Source organism: Paenibacillus tengchongensis (genome assembly GCF_008973665.1).
Taxonomy (GTDB): Bacteria; Bacillota; Bacilli; order Paenibacillales; family Paenibacillaceae; genus Paenibacillus_AQ; species Paenibacillus_AQ tengchongensis.
In genome coordinates this window covers 82,360-107,843 of record NZ_WACP01000015.1, presented here as the reverse complement: position 1 = coordinate 107,843, position 25,484 = coordinate 82,360, and the positions used below count along the sequence as shown (strand labels likewise).

Sequence of the window (25,484 nt, the reverse complement as noted above, 5' to 3'; positions counted from 1 at the left end):
AAAAGAACCTTAAGAACTAATCGATGTTTCGGCACGTTAATTGTTTAGGGGGATAAATATAACTTTGAATTAGTGCAGACCCTTCTGGACGAACAGGCGAAGCTATGTCTTGTTTGGAACATGTGACTGATTTTAACAAAGACCCTGTACTCTACTGATTTAGAGTGCGGGGTCTATTTATGCTTTTAAATGAAAATGAAAAGGAGCAGCGACATGAATGTATATAATCTGACTCATGCACAAAAAAGGATATGGTACTTAGAAAAAATCCATTCCAATACTGCACTAAATAATATTGGCGGCTATTTAAAGATTACAGGTCAAATTGATAAACATTTGCTTAGCGAAGCTATTAATGTTGTGATTAAGATGAATGACGGACTCAGATTAAGATTCTCCAAAAATGAAGAGGAACCTTATCAATATGTTAGTGAAAGTGAGCCAAAAAAGATTGATTTTATAGATTTTAGCAGCAGGGAAAATGCATCTTTAGCCTTTTCGGACTGGATCAAGGTTTTTTTTCAAAAACCGTTTGTACTAGAGAATTCCGATCTATTCTGTTTTTTCATCTACAAAATGAGTGAACAAGAGTTTGGGATCGCTCTAAAAATTCATCATATTATATCAGACGGATGGTCTATTGCCCTGATTCAAAAACAGGTATGTGAAGAGTACGGTTATTTGTTAAATCGTACGGAGAAAACAAGCTTTCAGTATTCCTATATAGACTACATCGCAAGAGAAAAAGAATATTTTTCGAGCGAAAGATTTGTGAAAAACAAGCTGTTCTGGAATGAAAAATTTAAAAATCTTCCTGAAATGTTTCTATATAAAAGCATCTCCAGCTTAGCGAGTGACCGGAAGACTTTTAATATGGATAAACAAACTTCTCTGCAAATTAGAAACCTGTTGCAGGAGCATGGCCTCTCCCTAAATACATTATTCATTGCTGTAATGATGATTTATATGAACAAAGTGTTAGAACAGGAGGATTTAGTAATAGGTACTCCGATAGCTAACAGAACCAATAAACAAGATAAAAATACAGTAGGAATGTACACGAGCACAGTGCCCTTTCGATTGGCAATAGATACGAACCTTTCTATAAAAGAACTGCTCAAGGCTGTTGTTTTAGAAGTAAAGCATTGTTTGTTAAATCAAAAATACCCGTATGATCTTTTAATTTCAGACCTGGGGTTAAATAAAAAAGCCTACGATAGTTTATACAAAATTGCTGTTAACTATTACAACTCCCGCTATATAAGAGATATTGCCGGGATGCCCGTAGAGGTGCATGAATACAGCAGCGGTGATCAGAGTTATTCGTTGCAGCTGATCGTTAGTGAATGGGAGGATGATTGCGTAAGTCTAAGTTTCGACTATAAAACACAGGAATACACGGATGAAGATATCTCGCAAATGTATAGACATCTAATGCTTATTTTGTCTCAAATTCTGGTTAACGGGGAACTGAAGATAAAGGATATCATGTTGTGCAGTGATCATGAAATTAATGAAAGGATATATCTTGCGAATACCAATGAGAGCATGTATCCCAGGGAGAAGACGATTAATCAACTGTTTGAAGAACAGGCAGAACGTTCTCCCGAGCAAGTAGCATTGATCTTTCAAGGGGAAAGTTTGACATATAAAGAGTTGAATGAACGCGCGAATCAATTAGCTGCTTTCCTGATAGAGAAAGGCGTTGTAAAAGATAAAATCGTAGCTATTACCGGATATCATTCTTTTGAGCTAATCGTCGGAATTTTGGGGATTCTTAAGGCTGGAGGCGCATTTCTTCCGGTTGAACCGAATTATCCGGTTGAAAGAGTGAATTATATGCTGAAGGATTCCGGAACTGCATTATTACTTACTAACCTCGAACATTTAGATGGGATTCACTTCGCCGGTGAAATATTCCATCTGAATGACAGTGGAATATATTTATCTAATGAAGATCAGCGACCAGTTGATCACTCGTCAAGTGATATGGCTTATATCATATATACCTCCGGTTCCACAGGAACTCCAAAAGGAGTGATCATTGAACACAGAAACCTGGTGAATTATATATGGTGGGCGAATAAAACCTACATAGAAGAGAAAGATGTGTTTGCTTTTTATTCTTCAATATCATTTGATCTAACTATTACTTCCATATTCACCCCCCTGATTTCAGGCAGCACCGTAGTGATTTACAACGATGACGGTAAAGAGTTTATCTTACATAAGATTATAAAAGATAATATTGCAACCATAGTGAAATTAACACCCGCACATTTAACATTAATTAAAGATATGGATAATTCCAATAGTTCGATCAAAAAATTCATTGTAGGTGGAGACAATTTAAAGGCTGCTGTGGCCAGGGAGATAGAGCAAAGCTTTAATGGACAAATTGAAATATTTAACGAGTACGGACCTACAGAAGCCACGGTTGGCTGTATGATATACAAATACCAACAAGCAAGAAATGACGGAGGATCAGTACCGATAGGTATAGCTATTGATAACACGCAGATTTACATATTGGATTCATATTTAAGCCCGGTCTCTGCTAATTTGCAAGGGGAGATTTATATCTCGGGCGACGGGGTGGCAAGAGGGTATTTAAATCGGCCAGAGTTAAATCATGAGCGGTTTGTTAATAATCCTTTTCTAATGAATAAAATGATGTACAAAACAGGTGATATCGCCAAATACCTTCCAGACGGCAATATTGAATATATCGGCAGGCGGGATAATCAGGCGAAAATCAGAGGATATCGGATAGAACTTAGTGAGATTGAAGCACGCATGCTTGAATTTGAGCCGATAATAAATGCCATTGCGCTGATCCGGGAAAATGATCAAGGTGACAAGTCAATCTATGCTTATTACGTAAGTGAGAGAGAGGTTAGCAGCTCTGATTTAAAGAAGTGGTTGTTGAAATTTATTCCTGCTTATATGATTCCAAACGTTTTTATTGGTATTGAACATATGCCTTTAACCATTAACGGAAAAGTGGATGTTAAACTATTACCTCATGCTAAAGAAAATGTCCATGAAACAGATAGTATGGGGGATATGAACCCGGCAGTTAAAGAGCTCGTAAACACGATCAAAGAAATTCTTGGGCTCAATCATGTCAATATGGCAGATAGTTTTTACCAAATTGGCGGTGATTCCATCAAGGCGATTCAAATTTCTTCGAGATTGAAAAATTCAGGCTTGGAGATTAGTCCCAAACAGATTTTGGAGAAAGAATATATAGAAGAGATTGCGGCTGCTATGAGTGTGCTGGATGATCAGATATTCATAGACCAAGGTATCTGCGAAGGGACTATGACCAATACACCAATTATGGAATGGTTCTTCGAACAGAATTTTACGTGTGACAGTCATTATAATCAGTCAGTATTGTTAGTAAGTAAAAAACCAATAAGTACGCAGATTATAAATAGTGCAGTTGAAGCGCTAATTAAGCACCACGACGCTTTGAGGCTGAATTACAATAAAACAACAAAAGAAGTGTTTTATAACAACGAATTACTGACATTCAGGAACCCGGTTGAATATTTTGATCTATCCCATCACTCATTAGAGGGGAAATATGAAAAACTAGAGTATCTGGGATATCTGCTGAAGTCAGGATTTGAACGTGAAGGAAGTCCTTTATTCAAAGTAGGTGTGTTCAATCTAAGCAAAGATGAGCAGCTGATCTTGTTTACTGCCCATCATTTATTCGTTGACGGTATTTCATGGAGAATCTTACTGGAGGATTTCTCGTCCTTAATAGGGCAGCTGATTCATAGTCAGGAGCTGAGTTTGCCTGCAAAAACGCATTCGTTCAAAGAATGGTCATACAATCTTGCGGAGTACAGCAAGGTAATGTCTACAAATGACCTGGAGTACTGGAGAGGCATAGCGGGAAGAACAACTGAATATCCAAGCGACTTCAATATGGGGAAGGACGATGTACAATCCTCCGCAGTACAGCAGGTTGAATTTGATTATGATTTCATAAGTTTGCTATGCCAACAAACCAATGAGACCTATGGCCTCGAAATTCATGAGGTTCTCCTCATTTCTTTGTTATTAACCATTAATAACACAACGGAACAGTCTGATATCATTATCGAATTGGAAGGTCACGGTAGGGAACCTATCCATGTTCCGATGGACATATCAAGAACCGTGGGCTGGTTTACCAGCATGTACCCGGTGCTTTTCCAGATCGAAGATCAGGCAGCGGAATTGGACCATCATATTAAACGTCTGAAAGAACAGCTTAGATACGTCCCTGATAAGGGGTTTACTTATGGGATTTTTAAATACCTCAATAATCAAATTAATGAAGGCAAAGAACCTAAAAGAATAAGGTTTAATTATTTGGGGGATTTTGATAGTGTGTTGCGGGGTGATTATTTTGAATTATCACATGCCGCCAGTGGTATGGATAGTGGCACAGGCAACCATTTGACTGCACTTCTAGATATAACGGCGATGATTGTAAACAGAAGATTGCAGGTTACAGTTACCTATAGCAAAAATAGATTTGCTGAGGAAACGGTACACTCCTTCATTCATTCTTACGCTGACAAGATGAGAGAAATACTAAATTACTGTGGCGAAAAAAGAGAGAAGGAATATACTCCTTCTGACTTTAAAGGTACGGATATTTCGCAGGAGGATTTGGATTATTTATTCAACTAAAGCTAACTCTTGGATCACTGGTGAAGCTATGGCATGCTTCCTGGTGATCCATATTTTGTTATTCAGGAGGAATTTATGAGGAAAGCACAAGGTTTGTTTATAGCGGGGATGCTTATCTTTACCGCAATATTTTGGCCTATCCGGGTAACAGCTTCAACTGTCAGCAGTAGCGTGAGCCTGGCAGAAGATGAAAAAACAAAAATAGAAGAATATATACATAAGCAGATGAAGGAAGCTGAAATTCCCGGTCTATCCGTAGTTGTAGTGAAAGCAGATAAAACAATCTATGAACAAGGCTTTGGATATGCTGATGTGGAGAAGAAGAGTCCGGTAACCCCCAAAACTTTATTTGAAATTGGGTCCAATAGTAAAGCACTCACTGCACTGGGCATATTAAAGCTTCAGGAGGAAGGTGTGATTCGTTTAGAGGAACCCGTATCCAAATATATTCCCGGGCTAAATATGAATTACAAAGGACAGAGCGTTTCTCCAACAATACAACAATTTCTGGATCAGACTAGCGGCGTACCGTTTAAGACAATCGACAGTATTCCCATTTCCAATCAGGATAACGCATTGGAGGAAACCGTAGAGCGATTAAACGGAGTCACGCTCGATTCGGAACCAGGGAGTAGTTTTCAATACGCCACCATTAACTATGATGTACTGGGTCTGATCATAGAAAAGGTTACCGGAAAATCGTATGAGGATTATATGAAGGAAAATGTGATTCATCCTCTGGGCTTGAAAAGTACATATTTATTCCGTAATGAGATCATTACGGATGAGATTGCTGCAGGGTATAAAGTCAATTTTTCCAAGGCTCAAAAGTATGATGCGCCTGAATATAGGGGGAACAAGCCCGCCGGTTATTTTATTATGAATGCTGAAGATATGGCGCAATGGATGAAGATCCAGATAGGTACGGGTGAAAGCGGCAGTTTTGATAGCGCAATTATTAAGAAGTCGCATATTGCAGACCATGTAAGTAAACCATTATCGGACGGATCATATTATAGAAACGGGTGGTTTATATTTGAGGGGGATGAAGGCGAGATTTCGCACGGGGGCAATAATCCGAATTATTCCTCTTATATCCTAATGAAGCCTAGCGAACAATTGGGGGTTGCTGTATTAAGCAACACTAATTCCGCTTATACAGAATTAATTGGCCGGGGTATACATGCTATCCTGAGTGGCGACCAGCCTGAAAAGAGCATAAATGATTTAAATACGAAGGCGGATAAAGCTTCTGTTGTAATTATCATCATAGTCAGTGCGCTTATAGCGGCGATTGTATATTTAGGTATTAAGGCGTTGTATGAGATAGGGAAAAAACGCAGAAAGCTTGTATCCAGAAACATTAAAGAAGTAATCGGGCTAATAGTATCGCTTATTTTCATGAGCGGTGTAAGCTACTGTCTCCAAATGGTTCCGGTGGTTTTATTCCAGGGGGTATCTTGGGGTTTTATTGATGTTTGGCTGCCCAATAGTCTGACAGTAACGTATCATTTGATCTTTGCAAGCCTGTGGTTAACCTACGCATATCTTATACTGGTGTATCTTTTTAAAAAGGAGAATAACAAGAATATTGTATTATTAGGCATTTTGAGCTTTATAAGCGGAATCGGTAATTCCATTATCATATTATCCATTAATATGGCGATTACAAGTACCGGCAGCAAGACAGTATTTATCTATTTTTTTGTATTGGGGCTATCGCTGTATGTAGGCGGACAAAAAATAGTAAGGAAAAAACTAATTGAAATGACAAATGGAGTTATTTATTTAAAGCGAATCGAGATCATCAATAAACTTCTCAAAACCTCATATATGGATTTCGAAAATATTGAAAATGGAAAAATCCAAGCCACTCTGAATAATGATACGGAAACGGTCAGCAGATTCGTTAATATCGTTATTACGGGCATAACAAGTACGGCAACATTAGTTTGTTGTTTTATTTACCTGGGTTTTATCAATTTCTACGGGCTGCTGCTCTCCACGGCAATCATCCTGATTATCGCCGGAATTTATTTTATCGCCGGGATTTATGCTAACAAGATTGGAGAGAAATCGCGGGATTTCCAAAATACGTTTTTCAAGTTTATTGATGATTTGATCGGCGGATTTAAGGAATTAAGTCTGAACGAGAAAAGAAAAAAAGAGTTTGAAACAGATATGAGCGAGAGCTGTAATGAATACAGAATTATGCGTGGTAAATCGACCATGGCTTTTGCGAACATGTTTGTCATTGGAGAATTGTTATTCACATTAGCTGTCGGTTCTGTTGCATTCATCTTTCCGTTCGTATTTACAGAAATCTCGGCAAGCACTTTAACAACCTATATTTTTGTGCTCCTATACATGACGGGACCGGTGCACGGGATATTGGACTCTATTCCCAATTTAATCGATGTAAAAATAAGCTGGAAGCGGATTAATGAGTTTCTAAAGCAATTATCCTCTCTAAATCTAATTACGTTACCGGAACAGCAATTGCATTCCAAGCATAACATTGAGGTCCATTTAGAGAGGCTTGAATATGAATATATGGCTGCTGAAGGATCTGTTTTTAAAGTAGGGCCTATAGATTATCGGTTTAAATCAGGAGAGATCAATTTTATAACCGGCGGGAATGGAAGCGGTAAGTCCACTTTGGCCAAGCTCATTACGGGCCTGTATACACCGACAAAAGGAAATGTATGTATAGATGGAAAAGAGGTGGAAGCGGGGGAATTGAGGCAGTTCTGCAGCGCAATTTTCAGCGACTTCCATTTGTTCGAGAAACTTTATGGAATTGATTACAAAGAGCAGGAAGGTGAAATCAGCAAATATCTAAAGCTTCTGAATATGGACAGCAAGGTGCAGGTGGATAATGGAAGGTTTAGTACGATCAAACTATCGACGGGTCAAAAGAAGAGGCTGGCTTTATTAATCAGTTATTTGGAGGATAAGCCAATTTATTTATTTGATGAATGGGCAGCCGATCAGGACCCGGAATTCAGGAAGTTTTTCTATAATATACTTTTACCGGACTTAAAGAGCCGTGGAAAGTGTGTCATTGCGATCACGCACGATGATTATTATTTTGGATTGGCAGATCAAACTTTAAAGCTGGAGCTTGGAAAGTGTGTTAGTTAGAGTGGACGAGGCTGGAATAATAACAATAGATCTTTTAAAAGGAGCAATGAAATGATAGAAACGTTGGAAATGGCAGATGGAATTTTTAGTACTGTAGGAAACACGCCTTTGATTAGAATAAACGGTGAAGAAATTAGCAGCATCAATCTATATGTGAAAATGGAATCATTTAATCCGACCGGCAGTGTAAAGGATAGGGCTGCGACCTATATTATAAATAAATTATTGCGTACAGGTGAAATTAACAAGGACACTATCATTATTGAATCTACTTCAGGCAATTTCGGTATAGCCTTGTCTTCTTATTGTAAGGAAAGAGGATTAGATTTTTATTGTGTAATAGATCCCCTGATTTCTTCTGTAAACGAAACCATCATTAATAGTCTAAGCACAAAAGTGTTCAAGGTTATAGAGCCGGATGCTAACGGGGGCTATCTGGTCAACCGGATTAAGAAGGTACAAGAACTAAGGGAGCAATTCCCGAACTCGTATTGGATCAATCAATATGGAAATCCTTATAATGCAGAAGCATATTACCATACCCTCGGAGGGGAAATGTGTGAGGCTGCAGATCGTGTTGATTATGTATTTGTCGGAGTTAGTTCAGGAGGCACCATAACAGGGGTTTCGAGAAAGATCAAAGATGTTTATCCGAACGCGAAGATTATTGCTGTAGATATTGTTGGGTCAGTGATCTTTGGAGGTCCGGCGAAGAAAAGATATATTCCTGGAATAGGCTCAAGTAAGGTTCCACCCATTTTAGAATTTGCAAAAATAGATGAAGTTGTCTACGTAAGTGAAACAGAAGTTGTGAATAACTGTAACGAACTGCTGAAGAAACATCTCATTTTTGCCGGAGGCTCTTCAGGAGCAAACTTCGCAGCAATAAAGCAATATTTCTCAGATAAAAAACTTGATAAAAAGCCCAATGTAGTAACCTTGTTTGCAGATCGGGGCGACAGATATTTTGATACCATTTACAATGCGGAATGGTGCGCACGTACAAAACTATAATTTATTGAGAGGAACTCATAATGGATATTAAATTAGATAAAAATAATATTGAGGATATAATCGGCTTAACCAGTACGCAGGAAGGAATATTGTTTCACTACATCCATGAACCGGAGAGCAGATTATATCATGAGCAGTTAAGCTTAACATTGACGGGTGATGTGGATATAGAAGTAATGCAGAAATCATGGGATTTTGTTATCGAATCGAATGAAATGCTCAGGACAGTATACAGATGGAGAAATATTGAAAATCCTGTGCAGATTATTCTAAAGTCTCATAAAGTAAATATGAATTATTATGATTTTTCCTTACTTGCGGAGAATACAAAGCAACTGGAGCTAAGTAAACTAAAAGAATCGGATTTAAGGAACAGAATAGATATAACGAAGGAATCCTTAAGGGTTTCCTTGTGTAAGTTGGCCGAATCCAGATACGAAATGATCATCAGTAACCATCATATTTTATATGATGGCTGGAGTAATGCCATAATCCTGGAAGAATTATTGCAGGCTTACAATAACTATAAACAGGGCAGCGTACCATCAAAGATACAAAAAAACAAATTTAAAAGCTTTATTGCCGAGATGAAACAGCTGGACCCCACAAAAAGCAGGGCATTCTGGAATGAATACTTGCATGGCTTTGAACCGGGGAATGATTATTTCAGAAATACAACAGGAAAATCAATCATTAAAAAAAGTGAATATACCATTTCAGCCGAAATAAGCAACAAAATAAAGGAATGCTCCAAGCAATACAAAGTAACCACTGCATCAATTCTATATTCTACATGGGCAATAATGCTTCAGACCCTTAATAATGAAGATGATATTTTATTTGGAACGGTTGTATCTGGAAGAAATGTTAATATGAAAAATATTGAAACCATGGTGGGCATGTGTATTAATACTATACCGCTGAGAGTGAAGATAAATATTCAAGAGAAAATCGTTGATCTCCTCATGAAAATAGACCATTCCTTAAAACATAGAGACGGGTATGAAAATACCCCACTAACCGAAATTAAAGCAAGCAGTAATCTGAATCAGCTTGAAGATTTATTTAATTCCATTGTTGTCGTGGAGAACTATCCCATTAAATTAGATCGGAATAGCGATGACCACTTAACTATCGAGAACTATTCCATGGTTGAAGAAACCAACTATAATATTACTTTATCCATTATACATCACGAAAATATAAGCCTGCATTTTAGCTACAACGACGCTGTAATCAACGACAAAATGGTGGCAAAGCTTGGCTCCTATTTTGAAAATATATTAGATGCAATATCCGGCACAGCAAACCAGTGCATAAAAGATATCAGAATGCTTACGGACGGGGAAAGGCAGCAGATCTTATATGATTTTAATGATACCCGGTCAGAATATCCCAAGGAAAAGGCTATATTTGAGCTGTTTGAGGAGCAGGCAGAACGCACACCAGATGATGTGGCTGTAGTATTTGAAGAGGAACTTTTGTCTTACAAAAAGTTGAATGAAAAATCCAATCAATTAGCGAGAAGGCTGAGAAACAAAGGTGTTCAGACAGGAACCGTTGTGGGAATCATGATGGAGAACCGTCCGGAAACTGTAATATGCATGATGGCAATATTAAAAGCAGGGGGGACCTTCCTTCCCATAGATCCTGAGTATCCGGTGGAGAGAATTGAATACATGCTTCATGACAGTGGTACAGGATTGTTAATCACTTACGAGGGGTTACACAAGCAAGTAAGCTTTCATGGTGAGATTCTTGATGTCAGCCATAATGACTTATACGAGCAAAATGGAGGGAATTTAGATAAAAATTGCAGCAGCAACGATGTGGCCTATATTATTTATACATCTGGTTCTACGGGGAAACCTAAAGGTGTTATGGTCACTCATCAGGGATTAGTGAACTATATAACCTGGGCCCAGAAAGAGTATGTGAATGGTGAAAGGCTTAATTTTTCATTATACTCATCAATCTCATTTGATCTAACCATCACCTCCATTTATACGCCATTAATAGCGGGAAATCAGATTATTATTTACAGCGGGAATGAAAAAGTCTTGTTGCTTGAAAAAATAATTAACGATAACAAAACAGAAGTGATGAAATTAACACCAACGCATTTGAAGATAATGGAAGACATGGATATGAAGAAATCCCGGTTGAAAAAGTTAATTGTCGGTGGGGAGCTGTTAAAGACCGATACAGCAAGAAAGGTGCATAAGAATTTTGGCGGGGATATCGAAATATTCAACGAATATGGTCCTACAGAGACAACGGTAGGGTGTATGATCTACAAATATGATCCCTTGCAGGATACTAATGATTCCGTACCAATCGGGGTCCCGGCAGACAATACTCAAATTTATGTGTTGAACCAATATTTGCAGCCAGTCGCAGCGGGAGTCATAGGGGAAATATACATATCCGGTGATGGAGTAGCAAGAGGGTATTTGGGCAAACCGGAACTTACTGCGGAAAAATTCATAAGCAACCCCTTTATTGCTTCATCTCTCATGTACAAAACAGGGGATTACGCAAGAATGCTCGACGATGGCAACATAGAGTACATCGGAAGAATGGATCATCAAGTTAAACATAGAGGGTACAGAATTGAATTAGGTGAAGTTGAGAGTAAGCTTACATTGCATTCATCCGTAAAAGAAGCAGTGGTATTAGTGAAAAATGATAAAGCTGGTACCGCATCATTATGTGCGTATATTGTAGTTTCTGATGATGTAAACGCTTCACAATTAAGGTCCTACCTGTTGGAAGTACTGCCGGAATATATGATACCGTCCTGTTTTGTAAAATTGGAGAATATGCCCCTAAGTCATAACGGGAAAATTGATATTAAGGCCCTTCCCGACCCCATTGGAAACATGGGGATTAACAGCGACTATGAAGCCCCAAGAGATGGCATAGAAGAAGTACTTGTAAACCTGTGGAGAGAAATTTTATCTGTAGATAGTGTTGGCATCCATCATAATTTTTTCGAGTTGGGCGGGCATTCATTAAAGGCTACTCGCTTGGTGTCGAAGATTCATAAGAGTCTGGATGTTGAAATACCACTGAAGGAAGTATTTAAATCTCCGACCATAAAGGGGCTGCGGGAGTATATAGCAAGAACGGAAAAGAAAACATTTCAGGGTCTCATTCAAGTAGATGAAGCAGAATACTATGAAGTATCTTCCGCGCAAAAAAGAATGTATATCCTGCAAATGTTTGATGCTGAAAGCGTAAGATACAACATCCCGGGTGTTATGATCGTTGAAGGCAAGCTGGATAGAGCAAGATTAGAAAAGGCTTCGCAGGAATTAATACAGCGGCATGAGGTTTTAAGAACATCCTTTAACATAGCGGACGATAAAATTAGTCAAAGGGTTGAGCAGCAAGTTGATTTCCAGGTGCAATATGTGGCGAACTCTGAATTAACAATTGAGGACGAACTGGCAAAGTTTATACAGCCCTTTGACCTTAGTTCGGCGCCTCTATTAAGAATCGGGCTTAAAGAAACTGAAGCAGAAAAGTATATATTGCTGTTTGATATACACCATATTATTAGTGATGGTGTATCAATGAATATAATAATTAACGATTTCATTAAGCTGTACGAGGGGACTTCACTGGAACCGCTCCAATTTCAATACAAGGATTATGCAGGATGGCAAAATGCGTTATTAGCAAGTGAAGCGGTAAAGAAGCAGGAGCAGTATTGGTTAAGTGCATTTGCAGGCGAGGTCCCTGTACTTGACATGCCTACCGATTACCCTCGCCCGTCCATGCAGAGTTTTGAAGGACGCAGCGTTCAATTTGAGGCTGGCGCGGAACTGACAACACGGTTAAATATGCTGGCCCAAGAGTCAGGCTCTACCCTTTATATGGTATTGCTCGCCGGGTTCAATGCACTGCTATCCAAATATACGGGGCAAGAGGACATTATCGTAGGCTCACCGATTGCTGGCAGACCCCATGCTGACCTGCAAGGTATTGTAGGAATGTTTGTGAACACGCTGGCTATGAGGAATTATCCTGGAGGGGACAAAACGTTCCAAACGTTCTTGCAGGAGGTTAAACAAAACACACTCAAAGCTTACGAGAACCAGGACTATCCATTTGAACAACTCGTGGAAAAGTTAGACTTACCAAGGGACATGAGCCGTAATCCGCTATTTGATGCCATGTTTGTGCTGCAAAATGCGGATAGCAGACAGCTGGAGCTGGAGGGATTACGTTTTAAACCTTATCCTCTTGATAGTGGAGCATCCAAGTTTGACTTAACATTATACGCCCAGGAAACGGCTGGAAAAATCACATTCACTCTGGAGTATTCACCTGCATTGTTTAAGCTTGCCACGATAGAGCGGTTAACCGGACATTTCAGCCACCTCCTGGAGCATATATCAGAAGATGCCGGAATCCAGTTGAAAGAGCTTGATATTCTCTCGGGAGAGGAAAAGCATCAGCTTACGTCGGAGTTCAACCATACCGCCGTAAATCATCATAATCATCAGACCGTATATCAAATGTTCGAGAAGCAAGCGGAGAAGACACCTGAACAGGTAGCCTTGGTGTTTGAACATCAGACCCTGTCTTACCGGGAGTTGAACCGGCAGGCTAATAAAGTAGCATCCTACCTGAAGTTAAATGGAATCGGAGAGAATGACATCATCGGCATTATGGCTCAGCGTTCCTTCGAAATGATGATAGGAATCTACGGGATTTTAAAGGCGGGAGCAGCCTACGTTCCAGTTGATCCCGATTACCCGGAAGAACGGATACAGTATATTCTGGATGACTCGAAGGCTGCGATTCTGCTTACGCAGAGGAAATTAAAAGAAAAAATAAGACAAGATGAAAAAGAACTTGTAGCCATTGAGGATTTGTTAGTGCGCGAAGATCTCAGTGAAGAAAATCCGGTTATAACGTATGAGCCATCCCGGTTAATGTACCTCCTGTACACTTCGGGCTCCACAGGAAACCCGAAAGGGGTAATGGTAAGAGCGGACGCATTCACGAACCTGATCAACTGGTTTACAAGCGAGTTCACTATTACTGCCAATGACAATATTCTGCTGATCGCCCCGGTTAGCTTTGATCTGGCGCAGAAAAATCTCTACGCCAGCTTGGTTAAAGGCGGAAGGCTATGTCTGTTTACTCCAGGTATGTACGACTACAATCAGATGCTTCTGACGATGAAGGAACAGCGGATAACGATTGTTAACTGCACGCCCAGTGCCTTTCACCCTCTGCTGGAATTCGATAAGAAATTTACAGCGCTTGAGAGTCTGCGATGTGTATACCTGGGGGGCGAGCCGATAAAGCCTGCCTTACTCGTTCCTTGGGTGAAATCCGGGAAATGCCATTCCCGGATTATTAACACGTATGGCCCTACCGAGTGCACCGATATTGCAACATCATATACGATAGACAATGAAGCTATAGATCAAATGACAACTGTACCTATTGGCAAGCCGATTCACAATACCCAAACGTATATACTGGATCACAACAAGCAGCTCGTACCTGTAGGAACAGTGGGGGAGCTGTATATCGGCGGAATCGGGGTGTCGGCAGGATACTTTAACAAAGCCGGACTGACGGCAGAAAAGTTCGTTCAGTTACAGTTGCAAGGAACCGGCGGACAGACCGTTTACCGAACCGGCGATCTGGTAAGATGGCTTCCTGATGGGAATATTGAGTATCTGGGAAGAAGCGATTTTCAGGTGAAAATACGCGGCTTCAGAATAGAACCAGGTGAAATTGAAAGCTGGTTATTGAGCCATGAGGCAGTAACAGAAACGGTTGTAACAGATAAAGAGGATAAGAATGGATCTAAATATCTGTGCGCATTTGTAGTACTGACCAAAGAGGTTGCGGTCCAAGAGTTGAGAGAACATCTTTCCGGTAAGCTGCCGGAACATATGATACCCTCCTATTTTGTTCGGATGGAGAAGCTGCCGCTAACTCCAAATGGAAAGATTGATCTAAGAATGCTTCCTGAACCGGACAAGAGGATAAATACAGGAATGGAATATGAAGCGCCAAGAAATGACGTGGAACAAGCCTTACATCAGATTTGGTCCACAGTATTAGACGTAGAAGATATAGGAATCAATGATAATTTTTTTGAACTCGGAGGGCATTCGCTTAAGGCGACCATGCTGGTATCAAAAATTCACGAGAAGTTGAATGTGCAGGTGCCTCTGAAAGAATTATTCAAAGCTCCTAACATAAAAGCGATTAGTGAATATATAGCCAGTGCCGAAAAGCAAATCTTCGAGGCTATACTCCCCGTTGAGGATAAAGCCTGTTATGAGGCATCCTCTGCACAAAAGCGGATGTACCTGTTACAGCAACTTGAACTGCAGAGTACGGGCTATAATATGCCGGGTGTTATGGAAATTGACGGGCGTCTCGATATAGAGAAGCTTGAATGGGTTTTTAATCAATTAATCATGCGGCATGACACGCTCAGAACATCGTTTACTACCATTGGTGAGCAAGTTATGCAAATTGTGAATCAAGAAGTGGATTTCAATGTTGAGCATAGTGATTTTGTTAATCAGACTAATGTAGATGCAAATGAGCTGATTAATCATTTCGTCAAACCCTTTGACTTAGCCAAGGCACCCTTGCTCAGAGTAAAAGTATGTACGCTTAAGGAAAATAATCATATATTAATGTTCGATATGCACCATATTATTTCGGATGGTTTATCTATGGGGATTTTAGTAAGCGAATTCTCAAAACTTTATGAAGGAAAGGTATTAGAGGAGCTGCGCATCCAGTATAAAGATTATGCGGAGTGGCAGAACAAGTTATTAAGAACAGAAAAACTAATGCATCAAGAAAAATATTGGCTCGATACTTTATCGGGTGAGATTCCTTTATTGAATCTGCCCACAGACTTTGTACGGCCGGCGATCCAAAGCTTTGAAGGCGAGCGGGTTATTTACTCGCTTAATAAAGAATTAACAGCTAAATTAAAGGGATTAGCCAAGGAAACCGGAAGTACGATGTACATGGTCCTATTGGCTGGATTCAACATACTGCTCTCTAAATACAGTGAACAGGAGGATATCATTGTCGGGAGTCCGATAGCAGGACGTCCCCATGCAGATCTCCAGCCGATAATCGGGATGTTTGTAAACACCCTTGTGATACGGAATCAGCCGGAAGGGAGTAAATCCTATAAGCAATTTGTGGAGGATGTAAAACAAAATGCGCTCAAAGCATATGAAAATCAGGATTATCAATTCGAGGCATTAGTAGATAAATTAAATCTAAGGAGAGATGTAAGCAGAAATCCATTGTTTGATGTGATGTTTGCAGTAGAGCATATGGATAGCGAAGAAGCCGAGGCTGCAGATCTGCAGTTCAAAGAATATTCGCATGAGTTCAATGTGGCGAAATTTGACTTGACGTGCACGGTAAAGGAGACAGAGGAAGAGCTTATTCTTTATTTGGAATACTGTACCAAGCTGTTCAAAAGAGGAACGATTGAAAGGATGATTGGGCATTTCTGCCGGATTCTTGAAACAGTAGCGGAGAATAAAAATATCAAGCTGGATGAAATTGATATGCTTACTGCAGAAGAGAAACAAATGCTGGTTTACGGCTTTAATGATACGTATACCACATATGACAGAGCAAAGACCATCCATGAACGGTTTGAAGAGCAAGTGGAAAAAACTCCGGATGAGGTTGCAGTAGTGTTTGAAGATAAGCGGTTAACTTACAGACAGTTAAATAAAAAGTCAAACCAATTAGCCCGGACACTAAGGCAAAAGGGAGTTAAGGCAGAAAGTATTGTTGGAATTATGCTGGAACGTTCTATAGATATGATAATCGCAATTATGGGGGTACTGAAAGCAGGAGGAGCGTATTTGCCAATCGATCCGGATATTCCGGCAGAGCGGATAAACTACATGATTGGAGACAGCAAGACGCAAATCCTTATCCTGCAGAGCAAGTTTATGGATAAAAAACCCTATGATTGTCACGCAGTAGTTGTAGAAGACGAACAAGTGTATGAACAACAGACTGAGAATTTAAGGAATATCAACCAGGTGAATGATTTAGCTTATGTTATCTACACATCGGGCTCCACGGGAACTCCCAAGGGAGTTATGATTGAGCATAAAAACGCGATTCATGTAAGTAACTGGTATGATAACAAGTATGATGTGCGGGCCAACAAAAACACACTTCAAATCACAAACCTGGCGTTTGATGTGGCAGTCCTGGAGACCTTAGTCGTTCTTTTAAATGGCGGAACCATCTTTATTCCCCGGAAGGAAACCATATTTGAAAAGAGTAGATTTAGGGAATACGTGGATATACACCAAATAAATTCTGTCCAATTCGTACCTGCAATTATTAATGATTTGCTGTTGGGCAACGAGGTTATGGAAACGCTCACGGTACTCATATCTGGCGGAGATGTACTGGAGAACTCTCTGAAGAATGAAGTCATTTCTAAGGGGTATACACTGCACAACCATTATGGACCCACAGAAACCACGGTGGATACCATCATCACCACCTGCGATGAGACCGATGTAATCGGAAGGCCGGTGGAGAATTCACAAGTGTACATCATGAGCATGTCGGGGCAATTACAGCCTATGGGCATGCCGGGTGAAATGTATATTGGAGGAGATGGGGTAGCCAGAGGGTATTTGAACAGACCGGAGCTTACCTTGGAAAAATTCGTCGATAATCCCTTTATTCCCGGAGGCAGATTGTATAAAACGGGGGATCTGGGAAGATGGACACCGAATGGGGTACTTGAGTTCTTGGGAAGAATCGATAACCAGGTCAAAATTCGAGGGATCCGGATAGAACTGGGGGAGGTCGAACGCCAATTATTGCGTCATGAATCCATCAGAGAAGCAATTGTTGTGGATAGAAAAAATAGGTACGGGGAGAAGTACTTATGTGCCTATATCACATCTGACCACAAATTATGTGTAAATGAAATAAGAAGAAGCCTGTTTCAGAAGCTTCCGGAGTATATGATTCCGTCCTCTTTTATGCAGATCGATAAAATGCCTCTGACTTCGAATGGAAAAGTCGACAGAAAATCATTGCCTGAACCCACAGAGCAGAATGCGGCAGCTTCAGAGCTTGATGAGCCTGGAAATGAGAGGGAGACGAGGCTGGCGGAGATTTGGAAGGAAGTACTGGGCTTAGAACAGGTAGGGATGAATCAGAATTTCTTTGATCTTGGAGGTCATTCGCTAAAGGCAACGATTATGGCTGCAAAAATACACAAAGCCTTTAATGTTTTGATCCCGCTGGTAGAGATATTTAAATCTGCAACGATTAAGGAACTCAGCAGTTATATTGCTCATACCGAGCTGCAGAATTACGCCATCATTCCTGCCGTTGCTGAACAAGATTACTATCCTTTATCCAGAGCTCAAAACAGACTGTTTATTGTGAATCAGCTTAAGCCGAATGATGTGAGCTATAACATGCCAACGATAGCCAGTGTAGAAGGAGTGCTTGATACCGTAAAGCTGGAACATGCCGTTAATAAGCTTATTCAAAGACACGATGTATTTCGGACTTCCTTTGACATTGTAAATGGTGAGCCTGTGCAAAAGATAAATAAAGAAGTCGATTTTAAGCTAAACCTCGCTAATGTATCGGGCACAAACGTGGAAGAAGTAATCTCTGATCTAATAGTACCTTTTGACTTGAGCCGGCCTCCATTGTTGAGAGTAAATTATGTAAGAATGGAACAAGGAACCCACTATTTAATGATGGATATGCATCATATTATTTCAGATGGTGTGTCTATGGATATATTTATCCAGGAGCTTATGAAATTGTATAATGATCAGACATTGGATGAGCTTGAGATTCAGTATAAGGATTATTGTGCCTGGCAGAGAGACTATCTAAATTCAAGCTACATGAAAGATTTGGAGAATTACTGGAGCAAGCAGACCACAGATTTAAGTTACACGGGTTTTCCTAAAAGATATGATATAAATAGGGATAAAGTTGAGGGGGCGAATGTAGAAATTCTGTTCGACAATGAACGTTGTTTGAGAATCGGAAGGTTCTGCAAGGAACATTCAATAACGAAATTCACCTACTTCGCTTCAATCTTGAACCTTATTCTCATGAATGAGTTGGGCAAAGAGGACATTGTAATCGGAACGCCGGTAGCAGGAAGAAACCATGATCAGCTGCAAAATGTAATCGGTGTATTCTTGAATGTGATCCTCCTGCGAACTCAAATTGATAAGGAGCACACGTTCGCCCAATACTTAGGTAACGTAAATGACACAATAATTGAGGCAATGAAGCATCAAGATTATCCTTATGAAGAACTGCATAGTATGTTGGTGGATAAAGAGGGCTGGAACCAAAGCTCCTTATTCTCTATTATGCTAAATTACATGCCGTATCAAGATACTGATTCTGAGATGAACAGCGGTAATCTTGAGGATGTCACGTTTACACCGTATAACACAGACAAGATAACGCCCAAATATGATGTTACATTTTATGTAAATGAGAACAGGGATGATGTATCGCTTAATATGATTTACAACAGCTCCCTGATCGAAGACTATATTATTCAAAGGATCGGCCAATCATTTCTGTATATTTCTGATCTGGTTCTGGGCGATTCCGAAGTGGTCATCAAAGAAATCGAATTCAGCAATATTATGGAGGACGCTGAGGAAGAGGACTTGATGATGGAAGAGTACTTTAATACTACAGATATTTTTGCATAAATATTTCATCCATTACTGGACTGAGAGACACACATTTCATATTGAAATGCGTGTCTCTATTTTTATGGAGCAATGAAACTAGGAGGATGGGGAATGAGTTTATTACAAACAAATAAACAAACAATCGTTGAGAGGATTCGAAGTTTTGCAAGAAGCACTCCTAACAAAGTTGCAATAGAATGTGCGAATGAGGAGATTACCTATCAACAACTGGAGAACGCTACTAATAAAATCGCCCATTTCTTGATGGACAATTATAACGAAATGAAGCATGTTTATGTTTTCCTGGATAGCGGGGTTGCTTTAATTAAAGCACTAATCGGAATTTTCAAATCCGGGGGGATTTTCATACCTATTGATCCTTCCGCATCTGAAGAAAGAATTGCCAATATGCTTGGTGAAGTTGAAGCTGAGTGGATAATTACCAGTCCATCCTTATTGAACAAAATTACAGATATCAAAAATAAGGTAAAGGACAATATGAATTGTTTGTTGGTCGACTCAGTGGATTCCATTGAGAATTACAGAGGCGAATCGGATATTTCGGATAAATATGCTCTAAATAGACATTGCTATATCTACTTTACATCAGGTTCAACAGGTAAACCCAAATGCGTACTGGGAAGACAGGATAGCTTAATGCACTTTATCGATTGGGAAATGAAAGAAATGGGAGTGGATGAGAATTCCAGAGTAAGTCAACTTACCCCTGTATCTTTTGATCCCTTCCTTAGGGATGTATTAGTACCGTTATGCGCAGGAGGCACGCTTTGTATTCCCGAGAGTAAAGATATCATTCTGAATCCTGTGAAATTAATGAACTGGATTGAGGATAAAGAAATTACTCTTATTCATACCGTACCTTCCTTATTCAAAGCAATCACAGCTCAAATCGAACATTCGGGGAGATTCGGGAAGTTAAAGCATATTCTTTTGGCAGGTGAACTGCTAAGAGGCAATGATATAAAGCGATTTATCGAAATCATTGGGACGAGAGTACAGCTCGTGAATCTATATGGTCCCACCGAGACAACTTTGGCCAAAATGTTCTACAAAATCAAAGCGGATGATATCAACCGTACCATCATTCCTGTCGGTAAACCCATAGATCTCGCCCAGGCTTACATACTGAATGAAGAAATGCAGAAATGCGGCAAAGGAATAGTGGGAAAGATTTATATCAGAACTCCATTCATGACTTCAGGATATTGTAATGATAAAGAGTTAACTCAAAAGCTGTTTATTCAAAATCCTTTCTCAGACCATACGAATGATTTCATCTATAACACCGGAGATCTGGGAAGAAGGCTCGCTGATGACAATATAGAAGTATTAGGCCGGGCAGATCATCAAGTTAAGATTCGAGGTATGCGAATAGAACTGGGGGAGATTGAGAACTGTCTGCTGCAGCATCCTCAAATCAATGAAGCAGTTGTTATTGTGCGGATGGACCCGGACAGCAATAAATACTTAACTGCTTTTTTTGTGTCTAAAGAAACGTTAAGTGCTTCGGAAATAAAACAATATTTATCAAAAAAGTTACCGGAAGGCATGATGCCCTCTAGCTTTGTACAAATGGATCATATTCCGTTAAATCCAAACGGGAAGACGGACAGAAAAAAATTGGAGTTAATGAATATTGTTGCCGACAACAATGAGCAATATGTTAAGCCGTGTAATGAGACGGAAGAACGGCTCGCCCGAATATGGTCAGGCATATTTCCCATTGAGAAAATTAGCGTTGAAGCCGACTTTTTTGAATTGGGAGGTCATTCCCTAAGAGCCGCCAGTCTGATGGCTGAAATATATAAAGAGTTTAATGTTGACATCTCTATGAGGGACTTATTCGACATCACTACAATCAGAAAACAATCCGTTTTTATTCAAAATGCTGCCAAAAGCAATTATACCCGGATTCCAAAAGCGGTGGACCAAGCGTATTATGAAGCATCCTCGGCCCAAAAGAGAATGTATGTATTGCAGCAGGTTGATGCAGAAACCACAGCTTATAATATGCCTAATCTCCTGTTTGTTGAGGGAGAGCTTGACCGGTCAAGGGTAGAAAGAGCCTTCAATGAGCTTATACGCAGGCATGAGACTTTGAGGACTTCTTTTGAAGTTGTACAGGAAAAAGTCATACAAAGAATAGCGGGTGAAGTTAAGTTTCATATAGAGTACTTGGAAAAAAATGATCATGAAATAGAGGAAATTGCAAGCCGGTTTGTTCGTCCTTTTAATTTAAGCAATGGGCCCTTATTAAGAGCGGGGATTCTGCAACTTGAGGATAACAAGCATTTAGTTCTCTTTGATATCCATCATATTATCTCAGACGCCACATCCATAGGCAGAATGATTAGCGATTTTGCGAATTTATATGAAGGGATTGGATTGGATGATTTAAAGATCCAGTATAAAGATTATTCGGAGTGGCAAAATACCTTCCTTAAAACGGCTGAGATGAGAAAGAAAGAAGAATACTGGTTCAATAAATTTTCTGGAGAAATCCCGGTTCTGGATCTTCCGACGGATTACATAAGGCCTTCAATTAAAAGTTACGAAGGTAAGTCTTACAACTTCACATTGAATGCTGAACTTACGCTAGGGTTGAGAAGATTGGCTAAAGAAAAGGGAAGCACGATGTATATGGTGCTTTTATCTGCTCTGCATATCCTGCTCTCCAAATACAGCGGGCAGGATGATATTGTGATAGGAAGCCCTATAGCAGGAAGACCCTATGCTGAATTAGACAGTATGATTGGAGTATTTATTAATACGCTCCCTATGAGAAGCCAGCCGGCAGGAGAAAAAGTGTATGAGGCGTTTCTGGAGGAAGTGAGAGAGAATTCATTCTTAGCCTATGAGAATCAGGAATTCCAATTCGAAGATTTAGTAGATAGGCTGAACGTTAGAAGAGACATGAGCCGAAACCCTTTATTCGACGTTATGTTTACCATGCAAAATACAGGCCTGGCGAGGTATTCATTCGAGCATTTAACATTCTCCGAGTACAGGCTGGAAAACGGAGTTGCTAAATTTGATCTGGAGTTCTCGGCAACTGAAGGGGAAGAGGAAATTCTCGTCAATGTGGAGTACTCTACGAAATTATTTAAAAGAGAAACCATAGTACGGATGACGGAACACTTACAAGTCGTCCTGCACACGATTACTAAAGATAAAGGTGTAAGGCTAAGAGAGATTGATATATTGTCGCAGAAGGAAAAGCACAAGTTATTACATGAGTTCAACAACAATGCTGTTGAATTTCCCAAACAGAAAACATTGCAGGAGCTTTTACAGGAACAGACAGAACGGACGCCTTACCGTACCGCAGTTATTTATGAGAAGCAAAGTTTAACGTATAAGGAACTGAATGAAAAGTCTAATCAAATCGCACATATGTTAAGGGAGAAGGGGGTCAGCAAGGATAAGCTTGTAGGGATTTTGTTAGAAAGGTCAATAGATATGCTTGTTTCCATCATTGGAGTGCTGAAAGCTGGAGGAGCATATATTCCGATGGATCTCGATTATCCTTCGGAGCGGATAAGAACCGTGCTGGCTGATTCTGGCGCTGGCATTGTATTGACGAAATCGCAAACGGTTAATCATCCGGCGTCATTTTATGATGAACTTGCTTCCGGCACGAATGTCGAACATATCATCGATCTGGATCATTTTAATAATGCGTCTGATCGGTATTCAACGGAAAACATTGAATTTATAAATAACCCATCCGATATGTGTTACGTCATCTATACATCAGGTTCGACCGGAAGACCAAAGGGAGCCATGATTGAACATATTGGGATGATTAATCATTTGTTTGCAAAAATTAATGACTTGAAATTATCTGAAGCCAGTATCGTTGTTCAAAACGCTTCTCATTGTTTTGATATATCCGTCTGGCAATTTTTCGCTGCGTTACTGTGTGGGGGAACTACAGTCATTTATTCCAACGAGTTAGTCAAAAACACCGAAGCCTTTGTGAAAAGAGTAATGGAGGATAAGGTAACGATTCTGGAAGTAGTCCCTTCCTATCTAAATGTCGTGCTCAATTATTTAGAGGAAAGAGAAGATAAGCTGGAGGACTTAGAGTACTTAATCGTTACCGGAGAAGAATTAAAGCCGAAATTAGTTAAGAGATGGTTCGATAAATATTCAGATACCCTACTGGTAAATGCCTATGGGCCAACAGAAGCATCGGATGATATTACACACTATATAATGCCGGCTTATCCAAATGATATAAGAGTACCTGTAGGCAAGCCGCTGCAAAATCTCAATATTTATATTGTTGATGCATATTTAAATTTATGTCCGATCGGGGTTAAAGGAGAAATTGTTGTTTCCGGAGCAGGTGTAGGCCGGGGATATTTACACAATGAAGAAAAGACGAGAAACGCATTTCTGGTAAATCCTTTTGTAAAGGATAGAAGTGAACGTCTGTACAAGACGGGTGATCTGGGAAGATGGAGAGATGACGGAAATATTGATTATTTAGGCCGTATTGACCAGCAAGTAAAAATAAGAGGGCATCGTATTGAACTGGGCGAAATTGAAAGTGTAATCAATAAACAGACCGGCATAAAAGAGGCTGTAGTAATGGTGAAAGGAGACGATGTTGAATCTCAATATTTATGCGCTTACGTAGTACTTAACCATACCGATGTGCAAAACGTCAGGGCCAGCCTTAAGGAGAAGCTTCCAGATTACATGATTCCTGCTTCGTATATTGTTCTTGATGCCATTCCGCTTACTTCTAACGGAAAGACCGACCGTAATGCTCTCCTTAGCATTCAGGTAACCAATGAAACAAGCAACAAAACACCTCCCAAAAATTATCGTGACCATACGATCGTAGAAATATGGAGAGAAGTATTAGGATTAGAAGAAATTTATATACAGGATGATTTCTTTGAACTGGGAGGAAGCTCGATTCATGTGATCCAAGCCGTCAACCAAATAAATCAAGCTTTGGGCGTGAACATAACATTTGCTGACTTAATGGCCAATCGGACAGTTGTTGAACTCTCAGATTATATAGCCAAACAAGAGAAGGACGGCAATCTGTTTAAACATGTATTCAAAATGAACAAAAGCAGCAGTCAAAAGAACATCTTTATTGTACACGGCGCAGGCGGGGATATTTTCATCTATAAGGATTTGGCGAAGCTGTTGGAAGCGGAATATAGTGTGTACGGTATTCAGCCCAAAGGCTTGAACGGGGAGGAACCTTTTCCGAACAGCTATTACGAGATGATCCATGACTATATAAAGGAAATCCGGATAATTCAGAATGAAGGCCCCTACATTATAGCAGGTTATTGCATCGGCGGAATTGTGTCGTTTGATCTTGTAAATATATTTGAACTGCAGGGTGACCGCGTAGCGGCGCTCATTGAATTAGATCATGAAGCTTTTATCAAAAAGGGCAGGGCATTCGTGCGTTTGAATAGTCTGATCTTGCGGGGCATTGAGCTTTGGCGCCGGTTTAAGAAGCTGGATAAAATGTATACTACGGAAAAATTCTCGAAAATAATGTTCAAAGCTAAGCCGATTTCAAAAGAGCGACAGATTGAATTGTTAAACCATACTGAGAATTTGAGTAATTATTTTGGAAGAGAGTTAGTCATTAAATCGGTTTACAATAGTTTGGGATTCATTGAAAGTCCTACACTTGTAATTAAAGGAGAAGATAATAACCACGATTTATTAAAAGAGGAGCTTTGGATGAAAATGGTGAAAGGGCCTTTGGAATTCCATGAAGTGCCGGGAGATCATGATACGGTGTTATCCCCGCCTAATGTAGATAAAGTTGCTGAGATCATTAAGAATTATTTAAATTAATCAAAGTCAGATTCTCTCAGGAGGTCC

Annotated in this window: 5 protein-coding genes; all 5 read left to right on the top strand. The window is 39.8% G+C overall.

Annotated elements, in window-relative coordinates; genetic code table 11:
- Positions 1 to 213 precede the first annotated feature (213 nt).
- The 5 genes from F1381_RS22455 (at position 214) to F1381_RS22435 (ending at position 25,457) form a co-directional block, all read left to right on the top strand.
- Positions 214 to 4,695, top strand: a complete 4,482-nt coding sequence (locus F1381_RS22455) for a non-ribosomal peptide synthetase (RefSeq protein ID WP_151737085.1) — start codon at positions 214 to 216, stop codon at positions 4,693 to 4,695.
- A 75-nt stretch (positions 4,696 to 4,770) separates the two neighbouring features.
- On the top strand, positions 4,771 to 7,839 hold the full coding sequence (locus tag F1381_RS22450; RefSeq protein WP_151737084.1) for a cyclic peptide export ABC transporter: 3,069 nt from the start codon (positions 4,771 to 4,773) through the stop codon (positions 7,837 to 7,839).
- Positions 7,840 to 7,890: 51 nt separating this feature from the next.
- Complete coding sequence (sbnA, locus tag F1381_RS22445; RefSeq protein WP_246188158.1) at positions 7,891 to 8,853, top strand: 2,3-diaminopropionate biosynthesis protein SbnA; 963 nt, start codon at positions 7,891 to 7,893, stop codon at positions 8,851 to 8,853.
- 20 nt (positions 8,854 to 8,873) lie between these two features.
- Entirely contained in the window at positions 8,874 to 19,613 is a 10,740-nt protein-coding gene (locus F1381_RS22440; RefSeq protein ID WP_151737083.1) for a non-ribosomal peptide synthetase, read from the top strand.
- Positions 19,614 to 19,706: 93 nt separating this feature from the next.
- Complete coding sequence (locus F1381_RS22435; RefSeq protein ID WP_187355522.1) at positions 19,707 to 25,457, top strand: non-ribosomal peptide synthetase; 5,751 nt, start codon at positions 19,707 to 19,709, stop codon at positions 25,455 to 25,457.
- Positions 25,458 to 25,484: the final 27 nt, after the last annotated feature.

Bases quoted from the DNA above. Each gene is read 5' to 3' on its own strand.
- F1381_RS22455 (WP_151737085.1), top strand. From the start codon at position 214: ATGAATGTATATAATCTGACTCATGCACAAAAAAGGATATGGTACTTA.
- F1381_RS22450 (WP_151737084.1), top strand. From the start codon at position 4,771: ATGAGGAAAGCACAAGGTTTGTTTATAGCGGGGATGCTTATCTTTACC.
- sbnA (WP_246188158.1), top strand. From the start codon at position 7,891: ATGATAGAAACGTTGGAAATGGCAGATGGAATTTTTAGTACTGTAGGA.
- F1381_RS22440 (WP_151737083.1), top strand. From the start codon at position 8,874: ATGGATATTAAATTAGATAAAAATAATATTGAGGATATAATCGGCTTA.
- F1381_RS22435 (WP_187355522.1), top strand. From the start codon at position 19,707: ATGAGTTTATTACAAACAAATAAACAAACAATCGTTGAGAGGATTCGA.